The following is a 20,024-nucleotide window of genomic DNA, read 5'->3' on the forward strand; positions in this document are numbered from 1 at the left end:
TTGATAGATATCATAACAGAGATCATCAAGGCATCGATAGGAAGAAGCCGTTTATAATCTATAATATGGCAGCTTAAATTCAACTTAGAAAACAGAAATCTTGGTCCAACAAAACGAGGGTACTATAGAGTGTTTCCTTCTAAACTTCCACTACTTAGTTGATCGCAATAATATTGATCAACACCAACCGTTGCAGTACTAGCTTCTTCATAATAAGTCACGGTTATGTCAGCACTATTTGACGAGCAACTACCATTAGAAATGGTCCAGCGGTAAACGTAAGTTCCATATTCACTTGCAGCAGCTGTTGAACTTCCTGAATTAATTGCACTAAAAGTAGTTGAACTGCCTACTGGCCCGGTAACTTGAGACCATTCTCCATTTCCAACAGCAGGAGTATTTCCGCCTAAACTTGCTGTAAATAGATCGGAACAAATATCCTGATTAACACCAACCGTTGCAGTACTTGGTGTTTCATAAAAATTTACAGTAATATCTGCACTGAATGGTGTACAAGTTCCATTGGAAATGGTCCAGCGGTAAACGTAAGTTCCATATTCACTTGCAGCAGCTGTTGAACTTCCTGAATTAATTGCACTAAAAATTGTTGAACTGCCTACTGGCCCGGTAACTTGAGACCAAGTTCCTATTCCAACAGCAGGAGTATTTCCGCCTAAACTTGCTGTAATTAGATCGGAACAAATATCTTGATTTGCACCAACTGTTGCAATACTTGGTGTTTCATAGAAATTTACAGTAATATCTGCACTGGATGGTGTACAGATTCCATTGGAAATGGTCCAGCGGTAAACGTAAGTTCCATATTCACTTGCAGCAGCTGTTGAACTTCCTGAATTAATTGCACTAAAAGTAGTTGAACTGCCTACTGGCCCGGTAACTTGAGACCAAGTTCCATTTCCAACAGCAGGAGTATTTCCGCCTAAACTTGCTGTAAATAGATCGGAACAAATATCTTGATTCGCACCAACTGTTGCAGTACTTGGTGTTTCATAGAAATTTACAGTAATATCTGCACTGGATGCTGTACAAGTGCCATTGGAAATGGTCCAGCGGTAAACGTAAGTTCCATATTCACTTGCAGCAGCTGTTGAACTTCCTGAATTAATTGCACTAAAAATTGTTGAACTTCCTACTGGCCCGGTAACTTGTGACCATTCTCCATTTCCAACAGCAGGAGTATTTCCGCCTAAACTTGCTGTAAATAGATCGGAACAAATATCCTGATTAACACCAACTGTTGCAATACTTGGTGTTTCATAGAAATTTACAGTAACATCTGCACTGTATGGTGTGCAGATTCCATTGGAAATGGTCCAGCGGTAAACGTAAGTTCCGTATTCACTTGCAGCAGCTGTTGAACTTCCTGAATTAATTGCACTAAAAATTGTTGAACTGCCTACTGGCCCAGTAACTTGAGACCAAGTTCCATTTCCAACAGCAGGAGTATTTCCGCCTAAACTTGCTGTAAATAGATCGGAACAAATATCTTGATTTGCACCAACTGTTGCAATACTTGGTGTTTCATAGAAATTTACAGTAATATCTGCACTGGATGCTGTACAAGTGCCATTGGAAATGGTCCAGCGGTAAACGTAAGTTCCGTATTCACTTGCAGCAACTGTTGAACTTCCTGAATTAATCGCACTAAAAGTAGTTGAACTGCCTACTGGCCCAGCAACTTGTGACCAAGTTCCATTTCCAACAGCAGGAGTATTTCCGCCTAAACTTGCTGTAAATAGATCGGAACAAATATCTTGATTCGCACCAACTGTTGCAGTACTTGGTGTTTCATAGAAATTTACAGTAATATCTGCACTGGATGGTGTACAGATTCCATTGGAAATGGTCCAGTGGTAAACGTAAGTTCCATATTCACTTGCAGCAGCTGTTGAACTTCCTGAATTAATTGCACTAAAAATTGTTGAACTGCCTACTGGCCCGGCAACTTGAGACCATTCTCCATTTCCAACAGCAGGAGTATTTCCGCCTAAACTTGCTGTAAATAGATCGGAACAAATATCTTGATTTGCACCAACTGTTGCAATACTTGGTGTTTCATAGAAATTTACAGAAATATCTGCACTGGATGCTGTACAAGTTCCATTGGAAATGGTCCAGCGGTAAACGTAAGTTCCGTATGCATTTGCAGCAGCTGTTGAACTTCCTGAATTAATTGCACTAAAAATTGTTGAACTGCCTACTGGCCCGGCAACTTGTGACCATTCTCCATTTCCAACAGCAGGAGTATTTCCGCCTAAACTTCCTGTAAATAGATCGGAACAAATATCTTGATTTGCACCAACTGTTGCAGTACTTGGTGTTTCATAGAAATTTACAGTAACATCTGCACTGGATGGTGTACAAGTTCCATTGGAAATGGTCCAGCGGTAAACGTAAGTTCCGTATTCACTTGCAGCAGCTGTTGAACTTCCTGAATTAATCGCACTAAAGATTGTTGAACTTCCTACTGGCCCGGCAACTTGTGACCATTCTCCATTTCCAACTACAGGAGAATTTCCACCTAAACTTGTTGTAAATAGATCGGAACAAATATCTTGATTTGCACCAACTGTTGCAATACTTGGTGTTTCATAGAAATTTACAGTAATATCTGCACTGGATGCTGTACAAGTTCCATTAGAAATGGTCCAGCGGTAAACGTAAGTTCCGTATTCACTTGCAGTAGCTGTTGAACTTCCTGAATTAATTGCACTAAAAGTAGTTGAACTGCCTACTGGCCCGGTAACTTGAGACCAAGTTCCATTTCCAACAGCAGGAGTATTTCCGCCTAAACTTGCTGTAATTAGATCGGAACAAATATCTTGATTTGCACCAACTGTTGCAGTACTTGGTGTTTCATAGAAATTTACAGTAATATCTGCACTGGATGCTGTACAAGTTCCATTGGAAATGGTCCAGCGGTAAACGTAAGTTCCATATTCACTTACAGCAGCTGTTGAACTTCCTGAATTAATTGCACTAAAAGTAGTTGAACTGCCTACTGGCCCGGTAACTTGAGACCATTTTCCATTTCCAACAGCAGGAGTATTTCCGCCTAAACTTGCTGTAAATAGATCGGAACAAATATCTTGATTTGCACCAACTGTTGCAGTACTTGGTGTTTCATAAAAATTTACAGTAACATCTGCACTGGATGGTGTACAAGTTCCATTGGAAATGGTCCAGCGGTAAACGTAAGTTCCATATTCACTTGCAGCAGCTGTTGAACTTCCTGAATTAATTGCACTGAAAATTGTTGAACTTCCTACTGGTCCGGTAACTTGTGACCATTCTCCATTTCCAACTGCAGGAGTATTTCCGCCTAAACTTGTTGTAAATAGATCGGAACAAATATCTTGATTTGCACCAACTGTTGCAGTACTTGGTGTTTCATAGAAATTTACAGTAATATCTGCACTGTATGGTGTGCAGATTCCATTGGAAATGGTCCAGCGGTAAACGTAAGTTCCGTATTCACTTGCCGTAGCTGTTGAACTTCCTGAATTAATTGCACTAAAAATTGTTGAACTGCCTACTGGCCCGGTAACTTGTGACCAAATTCCTGTTCCTGCACTTACTGTAGCGGCTAAAGTATAAGACAGGCCACATGCATCACCACCTACTCCAACATTTCCTTCTGGAGCAGGTGTTATTGTTAAAAGCATTTCAGCACTAACCGAAGAACAACCTAAATTATTAACTGTTTTTGTTAAGGTTACTACTCCACTTTCGTTCGAATCGAATATATAAATTGGATTCTCAGCACTATCATCATCAAAAGTCCCAGATCCTGAACTTGTCCACAAAATTGAAGAGGCATTTGTAGATGTACTCCCAGTAACTTTATAGGAATTCGCACTTGAACAAACTTCATCATTCAAACCCATAGTTACCGTTGAAGGTTCTGAAATAGTTAAAATCATATCAGCACTAACCGGAGTACATCCTATATTACTAACTGTTTTTGTTAAAGTTACCGTACTAATATCGCTGGATCCAATTGTGTAAATAGGATTTTCTACAGTTGCATCGTCAAAAGTTCCATTGCCTGATGTAGACCATAAAATATCAGTAGCGTTTATTGAACTACTGCCTGTAATTTCATAAGATGGAGAATCTTTACAAATTGAGGCAGCCACAACACCTTCTATAATTGGCGATTGGTGAAATTCAATTTGCATATCATTACTAACTGAACAACTTCCACTAGTAACGGTTAGTGTAAACTCATATAAGCCAAACACACTTACTTCAACATCAGATTCAAAAGAGTTTGGTGTTTTAATATCCGCTGTTCCTGGCCCTGACTTTAAGTTCCAGTGTGGAGTTCCTACACTATTACTGATTACTGTTAATCTACCGATTTTCGTATCACAAACATTACTATTAGGTCCAGGTACTGAAAAAATATTTTGAATAAAAACAACACCTATTGTATCCGCATCTGTACAAGCTCCATTTACAACTGTCCATGCAAATTCATAATTACCAGGAGCAGTAACGGTAACTGTCGTTTTAGGATCGTTATTGTTCGTTGAATAGCTAAAAATTCCTCCAGTGATTGGCTTTGAAACGATAGACCAAGTACCTATACCAACACTTGGTGTTGTGGCATCAAAAGTAAAATCCACATCACAAGATTCACCACCAGAGCCTGCAATAGCTATTGTAGATTCAGAAATAGTCAAATCCATATTGTTCGCATTTGAGCATCCATTTACACTCACAGTTTTTGTGAATGTAAGGGTTTCAGAATCCGATAAATCAAACGTGTAGGTCGGATTCTCGAGTGTTGCATCATTAAATGTTCCTGCTCCGGTTGTAGACCATTGAATATCACCATTAGACGAAGTTGGCCCACTAAAAGTATATGAAAGCTCTGTTTCACAAATCGCATCATCGTCTCCTGCTTCTGCTATCGGGTCAGGAGAAATCGTTAAGATCATCTCATCAATAACATCGGAACATCCTAGTGAATTGTAGCCTGTTTTTGTAAGCGTAACAGAACCATTGTTTTTGTCATTACTTCCTAATGTATATATCGGATTTTCTTGTGACGAATCATCAAAACCTCCATCTCCAGAAGTAGTCCATGTTACTGATGATGTGTTGGCCGAAGATGTGCCGGAAATAGAATAAGATAATGCAGACTTACAAATTGTATCATTGAGGCCTGCGTCTACAACAATACCTACACATTCATCGTAAACGCATAGTTCAAAAATACCACCCGTAACATTATGGTGATCCCAAACACGAATTAATAAATCATCACCAGCATTAACGCCTGAAATTCCGGTAATTTCAAGAGATTCATCATTATCAAGTTGAGCATCTTCTAATATCGTTGGAGAACTACAAGCACCCTTATAAATTGCAAATCTAACTTTATCCATCCAAGCATCATTTTCATCATCCGAAACGGTTTTTATGAAAAGTTCTCCTGATGTAGGAACGGTAACTATAAACCAAACATCTCCTCCATCAAAATCGCTTAACCCATCATCATTCACATATTCGGGGTCTCCTGGCGACCAAATTGTTGCACCGACATTGGTGAATTGAGAAAAAGAACAAGAACTAGAAACAATCAGTGATATAGCGGCACAGGAATAATCATTTGTTGGGACAGGTGGAGCTGGAATAGGAAGTGGAGCTAAATTAAAAAACTGATCCTTATTCAATTTTCCACCAGCAGATAACCGGCTAAATGTTCCCATTCCAACCGAAGCAAATAATAATAAAAAAAGCACTACAAAGAGTAAAAGTCTTTTCATCTAATCATTATTTGATTTTCGCATCCCTCATTCATCCCTCATTCATCACAAAAATGAATCTATAAAAAATACTTATGAATAAGTTTGATTTTATTATTTCAGAAATAAAAACAACTTATCAAACTCACATAGTATCTATGCAACAGTACATTTTAAAATACAATTCAAGAATAACAAATAATTGTACGGTTGGATTAGTAAAAAGTTTACTGAATATAGTATTCTACCCCGTAAAGCCTCTTATTTGCAATAAATTTATAGAAAACATCCGAAACAGCAAGCTAAAAAGGCTTTGATATGGGAAATAGCAGGAGTAAATTTTATTACGGAAGCAATTTTCAAGTTGAAATACTATTTTACGACTGGGATTCGATGTTTTTTATGGACAAAACAAATTAAATAGACTTAATATGAATAATGAAATGTCAAATTATTCTTCGCGAATTGAATCAATAGGACGTATTTCCACTACACGTTTTGAAGGAATTATCCCAGCAAAAATTACTAGCGAAACTATTGCCACATTAAAATCGACTTTAGGATTAGTAAATAGTATATTATCACCTCCTCTATTCTGAAAGACTTTATCTATGAGTTTCAAAATAATCACGCCAAAAACCAATTCCAACCATCCTGCTATAGCCTTTAAAACCGCAAACTCTATTAAAATCGGACCTAATACCACAAATGGTGCACCTATAGCTACAAGTATAATATAGTCGCACGAAGCATCTTAAACGTTACAATTGTGATGTGCTAAAATTAGTGATGTTTAATAATGGAAGGCTTTCTATCTTGCATAATATAGAAAGATATTATAGAAGTCAAAATTTATTTATCCCTAACAGATAGAAACTTAAATTTTACTCCAAAAATTGGACAACCACCCTTTTAATTTTATTTAACCTCCCTTAATAGCTCTTAACTATATTTTATATTAACTTCATGGTGTAGCACAAAAGATTAAGTAGTTTTATCATAGATTGAGATTGGGGTTAAATTTAAAAGGATCAGTTGGTTGCTGATCCTTTTTTTTTGATTCCAATTCTTCTTTTAGGTTGCAAAACATAGCAGATTCCCCAATAATCCCAATCAATTAAAATAGTATAAAAAAATAATACCAAGTATTAAATACTATCAATCCTCTGTTTAAGCAGAGGATTAATTCTTAATTTTATGCTAGAGATATGTAGCAAATAGTTCATCGAACAGTTCGCCCTTCGATAAACGACCATGCACCAAACAAATCGTATATACCTTCCCTTTCGCGCAAATTTTATTATCAGATAATCGATAAATATCTTCATTAAACACCAATTTTACTCCTTCCCGCTCAATATTTAAGCGAACCTCAAATTCATCCCCACATGTTAATGAGGTTTTGTAATCTATTTCAATTCGTGATACCATTGCATCTGTACCTTGTTCGTGCAGTGCTTTAAAATTAGTGCCAATAGATTCCAAAAACTCATGACGAGCATGCTCTAAATAATTTTGATAGACCGAATTATTTACAACTCCCTGAATATCACACTCGTAATCTCGAACTTTAAACTTGATTTTGTATATATATTTTACCATTAAACTCGTTTTTATTGAAAAGTTAAATTTAATAATATTTAAGAAATAAGAATTAAAATTTTCCTTAAGAAATACATAAAAAAAAAGAACTGCTGAGATAATATCTCAACAGTTCTAAAATGTTGACTAGAACATTTTTATCGATTCACAATCAATTTTTTGGTCCAACTGTTACCATCTGCATCAATTTTAACCATGTACACTCCTGCATTCAAACCTGTTACATCAATCTCTTTTGAGCCATCTGTTTTATAAGTTCGAACTACACTTCCTGTAAGGTTTACTATTTTAACAGTCATTTCAGCTGAAACACCTTTTAATTCTATTTTGAAAAAATCAACCGCTGGATTTGGATAAAGGCTAACTGCAGCATTATTGGAAATTTCTCGTTCTCTTTCCTCTCTGCTAGCTTCCACTTTAATTCCATAATCTTCTATTTCGCCATAACTAGTATTACCGCAAGCTAACGGACTTGTATTGTAGGTTAAACGAACCCTCATTCTTGTGGTTCCTAAATTTGCATTGTTAGGAACTGAAATTGAACCAACTGCTTGTCCTAGTCCACCACTAATGCTATAACTTAATGCATATTCTTCATTGGCATCTTCAAAATCACCATCTCGATTCCAATCAAACCAAACACTTACATAGTCTCGAGAGTCCGGACGACCAACATTTATAGTTATAGCGTAAGTCCCACCTGGCTCAACCAAAGCTTGCTGAGAAGTGTAATCGGTATATTTTTTACAAACGGAAGTCTGATTGATTGTTCCAAACAAAACACTCGAAATGTATTCGTAAGAACTGCATCCATTGGTTGTTGCCTCGCAATAACTTTGTTGAGTTGGAGCACTTACTGTAATTATATCGGCAATTGTTTTTGTATCAGTACTGCCTGTTTTAGATGCAGTTAAAGAGACTGAGTAGGTTCCCTCTGTATTATAAATTACATTTGGATTTTGTTTAGAGCTAGTTGTTGGAGTTCCACCAATAAAAGACCAATTCCAAGCTGTTGGATTGTTTGATGATAAATCGGAGAAACTAATACTTTCACCTTCATAAATAGTAGTTTTGTTGGTGGTGAAATTTGCGATAACATCACTAGATCCTGATCCTGAAATATTTACATTTGCAGTGTAAGGAATTTTATTATAAGCACATACGGTAACTTTTACCACACCTGATGTAGGCAGAGGACTAAAAGAAACTGTTGCCGATCCACTACTGGTTTTTGCAGTTCCTAAAATTTCCCCATTTAAAGTTAAAGAAACCCATGCATCATTAGTTGTACAAGTAACTACCAATTGATTGCTATTTGGAGCAAGAGTTCCTGAATGACTCACTTGCAAATTACCAGGTGTTTTTGTTCTCACCTGCAATGATGGATCTCCAAAGATAGTCCAAGTATCTAACATGGTTTCACCTCCAGATCCGTAAACATCTACCATTTTAAACATTCCATTTAAAGCCAAACCTGTAAATGTTCTTCGAATATTATTGGCATAACTCTCTACTAAAATATCATTCATCTCGGTTTGAGCAATCATAGGTGGCACCCATGATTGATTGATAGTAGAAGCACAAATAGCTATCGCTCCTGTTGCAACACCATTATTTGTTGCCCTTAACCATGATTCGGCAAAACAAGTGATTGATTTAAAGTTTCCATTTACGCAAGCTACATCAAAAATAAAAGGAAGCTTGTTTTTATTAGTTAGGCTATTTACATTGGAACTGGTATATACCATACTCGCAAAACTAGTATTGGAGCCATGTCCCACATAATTAATTAAACTTTTACCTGAATTTAGCAAACTAGTTAATTGACTGGCACTTCCACCACTCTGATAGCAACGAGTAATACCATATCCATATCCTTCCAATTTGCCTTGAATTGTATTCATGTGCTCCGCATCAGAAGGATTAGAACCTTCGTTGGAAGCAATACCTACACCTGAAGATAACCATGTATCAGCAGAAGTTACATCTCTTTCGTAGTAAATTGTTCTATTAACCTGAGTGGTTACCTGACTGGCATTTTCGGCTGAAAACCGACCAACAAAAATATCGATATAGTGATCGCTACCAACAATAAATCCATAATTATTATCGGAATCTCCTGCACTAGTGGATGATGTTGGAACTTGTGCGGCATCCCCTACAAGTAAAAGAAAGGTTAAACCATGCGTATTATAGTAGTTACTTACATAGGTTTTAATTGCCGAAGCATTTCCGATTGTACTTACTGCAACCATTTCTACGGCTATTCCTTTCTGTTTTTTCCATGCTACAAAATCTGCCATTTCGTCCATAAAATCGTCATAGCAAATAATTAACATATTACCAGGAGCATCATTCAATGCAGTATATTTAGTACTAGTACTTGAATAATTTAGAAAATGACTTTGATAGATTTTATCAAAATCATTATCCGCAACAAGCGATTTGGTACTCGACATTACATTTTTAGTTGACATTTTTTGACTTGGACTCACTTTTATTTCCAGATGAGTATAAATCCTCAACTTTTTCTGAATTGGATTATAGACAATTGGTTGCACAACAACGGCTTGTCCACGAACACTTCGTAAGATATACGGATCGTTCAATAGTGCCAATTCTGTTGGGAAAAAAGCATCTTTACCATAGCTATCGCCATATTGATATGGAATAGTCTTTGGATCAATATCTCTAGTTAGATCTCCTTTCGAAGAGACTATTTTGATATCGTTTATTTCTATAAACTCTGAGGCAAGAATCTCGACCTGCATGTCGGCGCTAGCAGGAATCATGATGGATTGAGCGTAACGAGGCAACGCAGGATCACCTTTTTGTAGAATATCGCCCATGTTGCTGGCTTCTACTTTATAGGCACTTTCTTTTTCAATCCAAATAAGATCGTAAGAGTTTAAGGTAAAATCAAGAACATAATCGTTTCCAGCAGATGATTTTAGACTCATCTCATTTTTGTCGTTACGATTATTCGGATTGATTTTAATGTGTTCTCGCTTTTGAGCAAAAGCATTAAAGGAGGTTGCAAGGATAAGAACAATAGCCCATCCCCATAAGGTGTAAAATGTTTTTTTCATAAGTAAATTTTTTAGTTATTATCATTTGGTAATTGATTGTGATAATTTGAATGAATATTTAGTCCAAATACTCACAATTTTCAAAATGCGAAATTAATTACCACACCCTTTTATTCCCCATATTGTAAAAAGGTAACCCAAAAAATTATAAAATTTTTGAAAAATTATTATCAACTACAGATCCTGACCTTATCAAAGCACTATGTTTCCTAGTATTAAACATTATTACGCATAAAAAATTAAGTTGTAAAAAAGATAATTACGTTACTATACAAATAGTTAATTAAAGATGAAAAATAAACTATTTTCTTATTTAAATACAAAAAACATGCACAATACATCAAGTTATGTTTGTATTTATCACTCAAAAAAGCGCACAAATTTTCTTTTATAATTAAAACAACTGTGAAGTCACGAATATATTTATTTAATAGTTATGAATTAAAAATAAATTATAACGATACAAAGCTTAAAGATTATCATATTAATATTATCTATTAGTGTGCATAATACATTAATTTGTATGATAATTACTACATAATACAAATCGAAACTAAGATTCTAAATCATGTAAATAGCGTAAAATATTATCTTCTCAGCCCTAACATTAAGCCAAACGAAAAGATCGAATACTCCTTTTGGAGGAAACTTAAAAAGCCCCGATAGGTTTCGAAACCTATCGGGGCTTAAAGAATTATACTGGTAATTGAATACGGATAACTACTATTAGAGTTTAAGTTATAAAAATTTAAAATCCATCTTTTTTATCCACATAATCGCTAAAGCTATCAATTCCTAAATCGTTAATAGATTTTTTGCAGAATGAATAGATAAAAGCAGATGCCAAACGAGCATTGGTTACCAAGGGAATGTTTAAATCAATCGCTGTTCTTCTTATCAGATAGTCGTTATTCAGCTCCGATTTGCTTAAGTTTTTAGGGATGTTAATTACTAAATCAACTTTTCGTTCCTTAATTAAATTTTGCGCAGTAATTGCTACATCTTCATCGGGCCAGCCAACACTTTCGATATTTATTCCGTTCTCTTCCAAGAATTTTGCAGTTCCTCTAGTACCATACAATTTATGTCCTCTTTCTTCAAGCATTTTAGCGCTTTTTAAAAGCTCAATTTTTGAGCGAATAGGTCCACTACTAATAAGAATAGCACTCTTCGGAATCCGATAACCTACTGATAGCATAGCTTTTAAGATAGCATCGTAATAATCAGAACCAATACAACCAACTTCGCCTGTAGATGACATATCAACCCCCAAAACAGGGTCTGCTTTTGATAGTCGTGAGAAGGAGAATTGGGAAGCTTTTATACCAATATGCTCCAACTCGAACATAGATGGCAAGTTATTGGGTATAGTAACGTCCAACATTGCTTGAGTAGCAGTTTCGACAAAATTAAAGTCCATAACTTTCGATACAAAAGGAAAACTTCTACTTGCCCGCAGGTTACACTCAATTACTTTTATGTCGTTATCTTTTGCCAGTAATTGCATATTGAATGGTCCGGTAATATTCAACGATTTTGCAATTTTCCCTGCTATTTTTCGAATTCGTCGAATGGTTTCGAAATAAAGCTTCTGCGGCGGAAACACTAATGTTGCATCTCCAGAATGAACTCCAGCAAATTCAACGTGTTCCGAAATGGCATCGATTATAATTTCTCCATTTTTAGCTACCCCATCAAATTCAATTTCTTTGGCTTCCTGAATAAATTCACTTACCACCACAGGATATTGCTTAGAAACCTGAGCTGCTAAATCCAAGAAATGTCCCAATTCGTCGTGATTCGAAACCACATTCATTGCAGCTCCTGAAAGCACGTAACTTGGCCGAATTAAGACGGGAAAGCCTACTTCATCAATAAAGTCGTTAATTGCTTCCTTACTGGTTAACTCTTTCCATCTTGGCTGATCAATCTTCAATTCATCAAGCATTGCGGAGAAGGTCTGGCGATTTTCTGCTCTGTCGATTGATTCTGGAGAAGTTCCCAAAACTTTAACATCTGCTTTATATAAACGCATTGCCAAATTTTGTGGGATTTGACCACCAACCGATACAATTACTCCTCGAGGTGATTCTAAATCGATAATATCCAAAACTCTTTCGAATGAAAGTTCATCGAAATACAAACGATCACATACATCGTAATCGGTACTTACTGTTTCTGGATTGTAATTAATCATTACCGATCGTAATCCTTCTTTATTAACTGTGTTTAATGCATTCACACTACACCAGTCAAACTCTACCGAAGACCCTATTCTGTAGGCCCCCGATCCCAATACAATAACCGATTGATTGTCGTCTACATAGGTGATGTCATTTTCATCGCCACTGTAAGTTAAATAAACATAGTTGGTTTGTGCAGGATATTCTGCAGCAAGTGTATCAATTTGTTTTACAACAGGAACTATGCCTTTTGCTTTTCGATGTTTTCTCACCTCTAAAAGCTCCGATTGCATATCCGTATTATTCGGTTTTAGCACAAATCGGGCTAACTGAAAATCAGAGAAACCATACACTTTAGAAGCTTTAAGTACTGCATCAGGTAATTCTTGTAAGCTATTGTATTTCTGAAGGTCCCATTTTAATTTAGCAATGTGCTCCAGTTTGCTCAAGAACCATTTATCGATTTTTGTTAAATCGTGTATTTTATCGATAGAATACCCGTTTTCAAAAGCTTGTGCGATCGAAAAAATACGCATATCAGTTGGATGTGATAATTCACGATCAATATCTTCGAATTTAGAATGAACATTACCAACAAAACCGTGCATTCCCTGACCAATCATACGCAAACCTTTCTGAATGGCTTCTTCGAAATTACGACCTATGGCCATAACTTCTCCAACGCTTTTCATGCTGGACCCAATCTCTTTGGTTACCCCTTCAAATTTATTCAAATCCCAACGAGGAATTTTACAAACCACGTAATCCAAAGCAGGCTCAAAACAAGCTGTAGTTGTTTGTGTTACCGTATTTTTAAGTTCATGCAAAGCATATCCTAAACCAAGTTTGGCAGCCACAAAAGCTAAAGGATATCCTGTTGCTTTGGATGCCAGGGCAGAAGATCTTGATAATCGTGCATTTACTTCAATAACACGATAGTCTTCCGAATTAGGATCAAGAGCATACTGAACATTACATTCTCCCACTACACCCATATGGCGGATAATCTTAATGGCTAAAGACCTTAATTTGTGATACTCCGAATTTGTTAGTGTTTGCGATGGCGCAATAACAATACTCTCTCCGGTATGAATTCCCAGCGGATCAAAATTCTCCATATTACAAACAGTAATACAGTTGTCGTAAGCATCCCTTACAACCTCATACTCTACCTCTTTCCAGCCTTTCAAGGACTCCTCTACCAATATCTGACTTGAATAGGAAAGAGCATTTTCTGCCAACTTTTCTAGTTCTGACATATTGGAACAAAAACCACTACCTTGTCCACCTAAAGTAAAGGCTGCACGTACAATAATCGGAAATCCTAAGTCTTCGGCGGCTTTTAAAGCATCTGGAATAGATCCTACAGCAAAAGATTTTGGAGTTTTTACATCTATTTTGCGCAACTCGTTGGCAAATATCTCTCTGTCTTCTGTTTTAATAATTGTCTCTATTGGAGTACCTAAAACCTGAAGATTGTATTTTTTTAGTAAACCTGCATTGAATAGTTCAATACCACAATTTAATGCGGTTTGTCCTCCAAAAGCCAACAAAATTCCATCTGGCTTTTCTTTTAAGATTACCTGCTCTACAAAAAACGGTGTAATTGGCAGAAAATAAATTTGATCGGCAACCCCTTTCGAAGTTTGTACCGTGGCAATATTGGGATTGATAAGTACCGTATAAATACCTTCCTCCTTCATGGCTTTTAATGCCTGAGACCCTGAATAATCAAACTCCCCTGCTTCACCAATTTTAAGTGCTCCAGATCCTAATACCAGTACTTTCTTAATATCTTGCTTCATTTTATTTGCGAATTTAAAGGGCTTAACTATTGCTTTTTACTTTTATATTCTTCCATCATATTAATGAAATCATCGAATAAGAATTCGGTATCTGTTGGACCACTGGAAGCTTCAGGGTGAAACTGAGAAGCAAAAAATGGTTTACTCACATGCTTAATTCCTTCACATGTGTTATCATTCGCATTAACGAACAAAGGTTCCCACTCCTTTGGTAAAGTATCCATATTAATGGCGTATCCGTGATTTTGAGAGGTGATAAAGCAACGTTTACTTCCTTTCAATACAACCGGCTGATTGTGACTACGGTGTCCGTACTTTAGCTTATAGGTATCAGCACCAGCAGCCAATGCCATTAGTTGAGTACCTAAACAAATACCCATAATTGGAGTATTCTTAGTAAAAACACTTGCGAGATTTGCAATTGCTTCTGTATTTTGTTTTGGATCTCCAGGACCATTAGAAATAAATAATCCATCGTATTCTTCTTGAGTAAAATCGTAATCGTGTGGAACTCTAATTACGGTAGTATCACGTTTTAACAAACAACGAATAATGTTATTTTTCACACCACAATCCAACAATAAAACTTTGTGTTTTCCATTGCCGTAAACTAATTTCTCTGTTGTGCTTACTTGCGCTACCAGATTCTCTAAATTAGGATCTTTCCATTCAGGTTCTTTGCCTTCAAAAACAATTTTAGCAAGCATACTGCCTTGTTCGCGAAGTTTTTTAGTTAATGCTCGAGTATCAACACCATAAATTCCTGGAATTTTGTGTTGTTTCATCCAATCTCCCAGACTTAAACTCGCATTCCAATGACTGAATTCCTCGGTGTAATCTGATACAATAAATGCAGATACCTGAATTTTTTCCGATTCATAAAAACGAAACAAGTCATCTTCCTGAAGTGTTCCAGGAACACCATAGTTTCCAATTAAAGGAAAAGTACTAACCAAAATCTGTCCTCGGTACGAAGGATCGGTTAAACTTTCTGGATAACCTGTCATTGCAGTATTAAACACCATTTCTCCGGAAATAGATTCCTGGTATCCAAAAGATGTGCCGACATACTCCGATCCATCTTGTAAAATTAATTTAGCTTTTGTCTCTTCTGACATAAAAGTTCTATAAAATGGTTAAATATAAATTTCTTTTCAATGATCTAAATTCTATTCAATAAATTCATGTAGGCCTCTTTGGTTTTGTTAAAGTTAAAACCAATGAAAATCTCATTCATCTTATCTACAATTTTATCATTACATAAATTTCCAATACTGCCTTCGTGAACGTGTTTCACGCTACCTTTATATTCAAATTTACCTTCTTCCACAATTTGTCCTATCTTCTTGTAAGCATCGCGAAAAGGAACCCCGTTCAATACCATCTGGTTCACTTCTTCTACAGTAAACATGTACTTATAACGCTCATCCTCTAAAACATTTTTATTAATTTTCACCTCGGAAAGCATGATTCTTGTCATTTCCAAACAAGCAATCATTTTATCAAACGCAGGCATGAAAAATTCCTTTGTGAGCTGATAATCTCTATGATATCCGGAAGGAAGATTGGAGGTAACAGCCTGAATTTGTGCTGGCAACATTTGTAAAGCATTTGCATGTGCCCGAATTAATTCAAATACATCAGGATTCTTTTTGTGAGGCATGATACTGCTACCAGTTGTTAATTCATCAGGAAAACTTAAAAAGTTGAAATTCTGACTGTTGTAAAGACAAGCATCCATCGCTAATTTCCCAATGGTCATGGCCATATTTGCAATAGCAGACAATACTGAAAATTCCATTTTTCCACGTCCCATTTGCGCATAAACCACATTATAACTTAAGTCTCTAAAACCTAACAATTCGGTAGTCATTCGTCTGTTTAATGGAAAAGAGGAACCATAGCCGGCTCCAGATCCTAATGGATTCTGATTAACCACTTTATAAGCCGCTTGCAACACCATCATATCGTCGGTTAGACTTTCGGCATAGGCCCCAAACCACAAACCAAATGAAGATGGCATAGCAACCTGTAAGTGAGTATATCCAGGTATTAATACATCCTTATTTTCATTGCTCTTTGCAATCAACTCATCAAAGAGCAATCTGCCTTCCCTAACAATTTCTTCTAGTTTATTTCGGGTAAATAGTTTTAAATCCAACAAAACCTGATCATTTCTAGATCTACCACTATGAATTTTTTTTCCAATATCTCCCAAAGCTAAAGTGAGTTGATATTCGATTTGAGAGTGGACATCCTCTGTGCCATCTTCAATTACAAAAGCATCATTTTTTATCGAAGAATAAATCTTTCGTAATTCTTCCTGAATCAATTTTAATTCTGTTTTCTCCAATAACCCTATAGATTCGAGCATTTCAATATGTGCAAGCGATCCAAGTACATCAAAGGCTGCCAATTGTACATCCAATTCGCGATCCATTCCAACAGTAAATTGTTCTATTTTTTTGTCGACTTTTACGCCTTTGTCCCAAAGTTTCATAGTAATTCTCTTTAAAGTAGGTGTGAGTATATGTTATTGTTTAATTGTCTGATTCGTATTTTATAACTTTTTTAGGCTTATATCTTCAAACCGTTCAACAAGTTATAATATTTTTTAATTCCATTCTCAATTTCATCAATATAGATGAACTCATTGGCAGTATGAGATCGGGCAGAATCTCCAGGTCCTAATTTTAAAGTTGGAAATCCCTTCATTATCGCTTGATCAGAGGTCGTTGGCGAACCATAATAAGTCATGCCTAAACTTATTCCATTTTGAATAAGAGGATGTTCCAAAGGAATTCCAGAAGAATTCATTCTGAAAGATCTTGCTGTAACTTCACTTTCTAATTTTTCGACGATAATTGCAAATGCTTTTTCGTTAGAATAATGCTCGTTTGTACGAACATCCACAACAAATTTGCAGGAGGATGGAATAACATTGTGCTGTTTCCCTGCATTAATCTGGGTTACAGTCATTTTAACTGCACCCAACATTTCCGATTCTAAAGCGAATTTATAGGAATGAAGCCATTCTATATCTCTCATTGCAATAGTTATAGCATTTACTCCCTCGTTACGGGCAGCGTGTCCTGGAACCCCAATTGCATCGCAATCCAACACCATTAAACCTTTTTCGGCAATAGCCATTTCCATAAGCGTAGGCTCTCCTACAATACCAACATCTATACGACCAATTTCATCCTGCACCAACTCAAAACCTCCGGTTCCTGATATTTCCTCCTCTGCCGAAGCTACAAAAACACGATTATATGCCTGATTTGTCCCTTCTAAAGCAAGAAAACTAGCAAATAAGGACACTAAACACCCTCCAGCATCATTACTCCCCAAACCGTATAATTTACCATCAGTTACTTCCGGATTGAAAGGATCTTTGGTATATTTTTCAGAAGGATGTACTGTATCCAAATGAGAATTTAGTAACAGAACCGGTTTATTATCATCAAAATCCTTATTGTAAGCCCAAACATTATTTCCTTTTCGGTGAACCTGATAACCAAAACCATTCAATTTTTGCTCTATTAAATCGGCAACTTTATGCTCCTCTTTACTGTAGGATTGAATTGAAATTAGTTGTTTTAAAGTGCTCAAAGCTATTTCGCTATACTTTTTTACATCCATCTCCATAAGCTAAGAATTAACGATTTGTGTTCCTGAAGAATGATTAGTTTCAATGGAAACAAAATTCCCAATTACCACTTCTTCAACTCCTTTAGATAAGGCATAGAATGCATTTTGTGTTTTGGGTAACATTCCAGTATTTATTTTATTCAGCTTTACCATTTCTGCACATTTTTCACTTGAAAGAACTGGCATTACACTGCTATCATCATCTGGATTTATCAGCACACCAAGCTTTTCGAAACTGTATACCAATTTTACTTTGTAAAAACGACTCAAAGCAACTGCAACTTCCGTTGCTACAGTATCTGCATTCGTATTAAATAACTGACCGTTTCCATCGTGAGTAATTGGAGCAATTACCAGCACTGAATTACATTCAATTTGCTTGCATAATGCCAAGGTATTCACTGCTGTAATGTCACCTACAAAACCAAAATCAACCTTTGAATTACTTCTCTTCTCTGCCCTAATTAAATCTAAATCAGCACCACACATTCCCATCGCATTAACGCCAAGAGCTTGTAAAGCTGCAACAATATTTTTATTGATTAAACCAGCATAAACCATGGTCACCAATTTCAGATTTTCTGCATCCGTAATTCGTCTACCATCAACCATTTTGGTTTGAACACCTAAACTGCCAGCTAAATCAGATGCAAGCTTCCCTCCTCCATGAACCAAAACAATCTTGCCATTTAAATTCGAAAAGGCATCTAAAAAATCATTTAGTTTTTCGGGATCGTCAATTACGTTTCCTCCAACTTTTACTACTGTTAAATCTATCATACTGGTACAATTTGGGTTATTTTTTGAAATGCATGAATGAATTGATCTACTTCCTTTTTAGTAATTGAAAGTGGTGGTAACAGACGAAGTGTTGAACTACCAGATGATCCAGTAAAAATTCCAAATTCTTCAAGAAGTTGCTTTCTAACTTTAGGCATATTTTCCAGATCAAGACCAATCATTAATCCCTTTCCCCTTATTGCTTTTATTGCTTTATCGTCTTTTAATTTAGAAATTAAATAATCTCCTAATTCAGTTGCATTTTCAATTAGCTTTTCCTCTTCAATTGTTTCCAATACAGCCATTCCTGCTGCACAAGCCAAATGACTTCCTCCGAAGGTTGTTCCCAACATTCCACTCCAAGCTTTTATAGCTGGCGAAATAATCACCCCTGCAATTGGGAACCCGTTTCCCATTCCTTTAGCTGTTGTGATAATATCCGCCTTTATTCCTGCGTGTTGATGTGCAAAGAATTTCCCTGTTCTTCCATAACCCGATTGAACTTCGTCGAGAATTAAAATTACCTTATGACTTTTGCACAAACTTTCTGCAGCTTTCAAAAACTCAGTTCCAGGTTCAATAACTCCATTTACACCTTGTATTCCTTCTATAATTACTGCGGCAACATCATTTTTACTAATTTCCTTTTCTAGAGCAGAAATATCATTCATTTCAACAAAAACAACCTCATGTTTTGCATTAAAATCTGACGATAAAACAGGATTATCGGTAATTGCTAAAGCACCACTGCTTCGTCCATGAAAAGCACCTTTTATCGCAATAATTTTAGATTTCCTTGTATGAAAAGATGCTACTTTTAAAGCATTTTCATTTGCTTCAGCACCTGAGTTGCATAAAAATAGATTATAATCATCATATCCTGAAAGAACCCCCAATTTACTGGCTAACTTCTCTTGCATATCATTTCTTACTGCATTTGAATAAAAACCTAAACAATGAAGTTGATGTTCAATTCTAAAAATATAGTGTGGATGACTATGACCAATTGAAATTACGCCATGTCCGCCATAAAAATCTAAATATTTATTTCCTTTATCATCCGATATATAGGATCCTTTTCCATTTACCAAATTTATATCGTAACAATTATATACGTTAAATAATTCCATTTTGCTT

The 20,024-nt window shown here is 36.1% G+C and carries 10 protein-coding genes; all 10 read right to left on the bottom strand.

The genetic code is table 11. The annotated features are described in order from the left end of the window. Positions 1–122 precede the first annotated feature (122 nt). Positions 123–5,798, bottom strand: a complete 5,676-nt coding sequence (locus BZG02_RS06855; protein WP_101260684.1) for a beta strand repeat-containing protein — start codon at positions 5,796–5,798, stop codon at positions 123–125. A gap of 430 nt (positions 5,799–6,228) precedes the next feature. After that, entirely contained in the window at positions 6,229–6,483 is a 255-nt protein-coding gene (locus tag BZG02_RS06860; protein ID WP_101260685.1) for a hypothetical protein, read from the bottom strand. A gap of 494 nt (positions 6,484–6,977) precedes the next feature. Then, positions 6,978–7,379 (bottom strand): acyl-CoA thioesterase, encoded by a 402-nt coding sequence (locus BZG02_RS06865; RefSeq protein WP_101260686.1) that lies wholly within the window; start codon positions 7,377–7,379, stop codon positions 6,978–6,980. A 137-nt stretch (positions 7,380–7,516) separates the two neighbouring features. Next, positions 7,517–10,468, bottom strand: a complete 2,952-nt coding sequence (locus tag BZG02_RS06870) for a C25 family cysteine peptidase (protein ID WP_101260687.1) — start codon at positions 10,466–10,468, stop codon at positions 7,517–7,519. A gap of 748 nt (positions 10,469–11,216) precedes the next feature. Beyond that, positions 11,217–14,456 (bottom strand): carbamoyl-phosphate synthase (glutamine-hydrolyzing) large subunit, encoded by a 3,240-nt coding sequence (gene carB, locus BZG02_RS06875; protein ID WP_101260688.1) that lies wholly within the window; start codon positions 14,454–14,456, stop codon positions 11,217–11,219. A gap of 26 nt (positions 14,457–14,482) precedes the next feature. Further along, positions 14,483–15,574, bottom strand: coding sequence for a glutamine-hydrolyzing carbamoyl-phosphate synthase small subunit (gene carA / locus BZG02_RS06880; RefSeq protein ID WP_101260689.1), 1,092 nt, complete (start codon positions 15,572–15,574; stop codon positions 14,483–14,485). A 44-nt stretch (positions 15,575–15,618) separates the two neighbouring features. Then, positions 15,619–16,956, bottom strand: coding sequence for an argininosuccinate lyase (argH, locus tag BZG02_RS06885; protein ID WP_218972175.1), 1,338 nt, complete (start codon positions 16,954–16,956; stop codon positions 15,619–15,621). Positions 16,957–17,033: 77 nt separating this feature from the next. Then, positions 17,034–18,104 carry a M20 family metallo-hydrolase gene (locus tag BZG02_RS06890; protein ID WP_245868062.1) on the bottom strand — a complete coding sequence of 357 codons (1,071 nt, stop codon included), beginning with the start codon at positions 18,102–18,104 and terminating at the stop codon, positions 17,034–17,036. Between the two features lie 3 nt (positions 18,105–18,107). Next, the gene (gene argB / locus BZG02_RS06895) at positions 18,108–18,887 is read right to left on the bottom strand and encodes an acetylglutamate kinase (RefSeq protein ID WP_101260691.1); all 780 of its coding nucleotides are present in this window, start codon (positions 18,885–18,887) and stop codon (positions 18,108–18,110) included. Next, entirely contained in the window at positions 18,884–20,017 is a 1,134-nt protein-coding gene (locus tag BZG02_RS06900; protein WP_101260692.1) for an aspartate aminotransferase family protein, read from the bottom strand. Before BZG02_RS06900 ends, argB begins: the two co-directional genes overlap by 4 nt. Positions 20,018–20,024 lie beyond the last annotated feature (7 nt).

Source organism: Labilibaculum filiforme, from assembly GCF_002843315.1.
In the GTDB taxonomy this organism is placed as follows: Bacteria; Bacteroidota; Bacteroidia; order Bacteroidales; family Marinifilaceae; genus Labilibaculum; species Labilibaculum filiforme.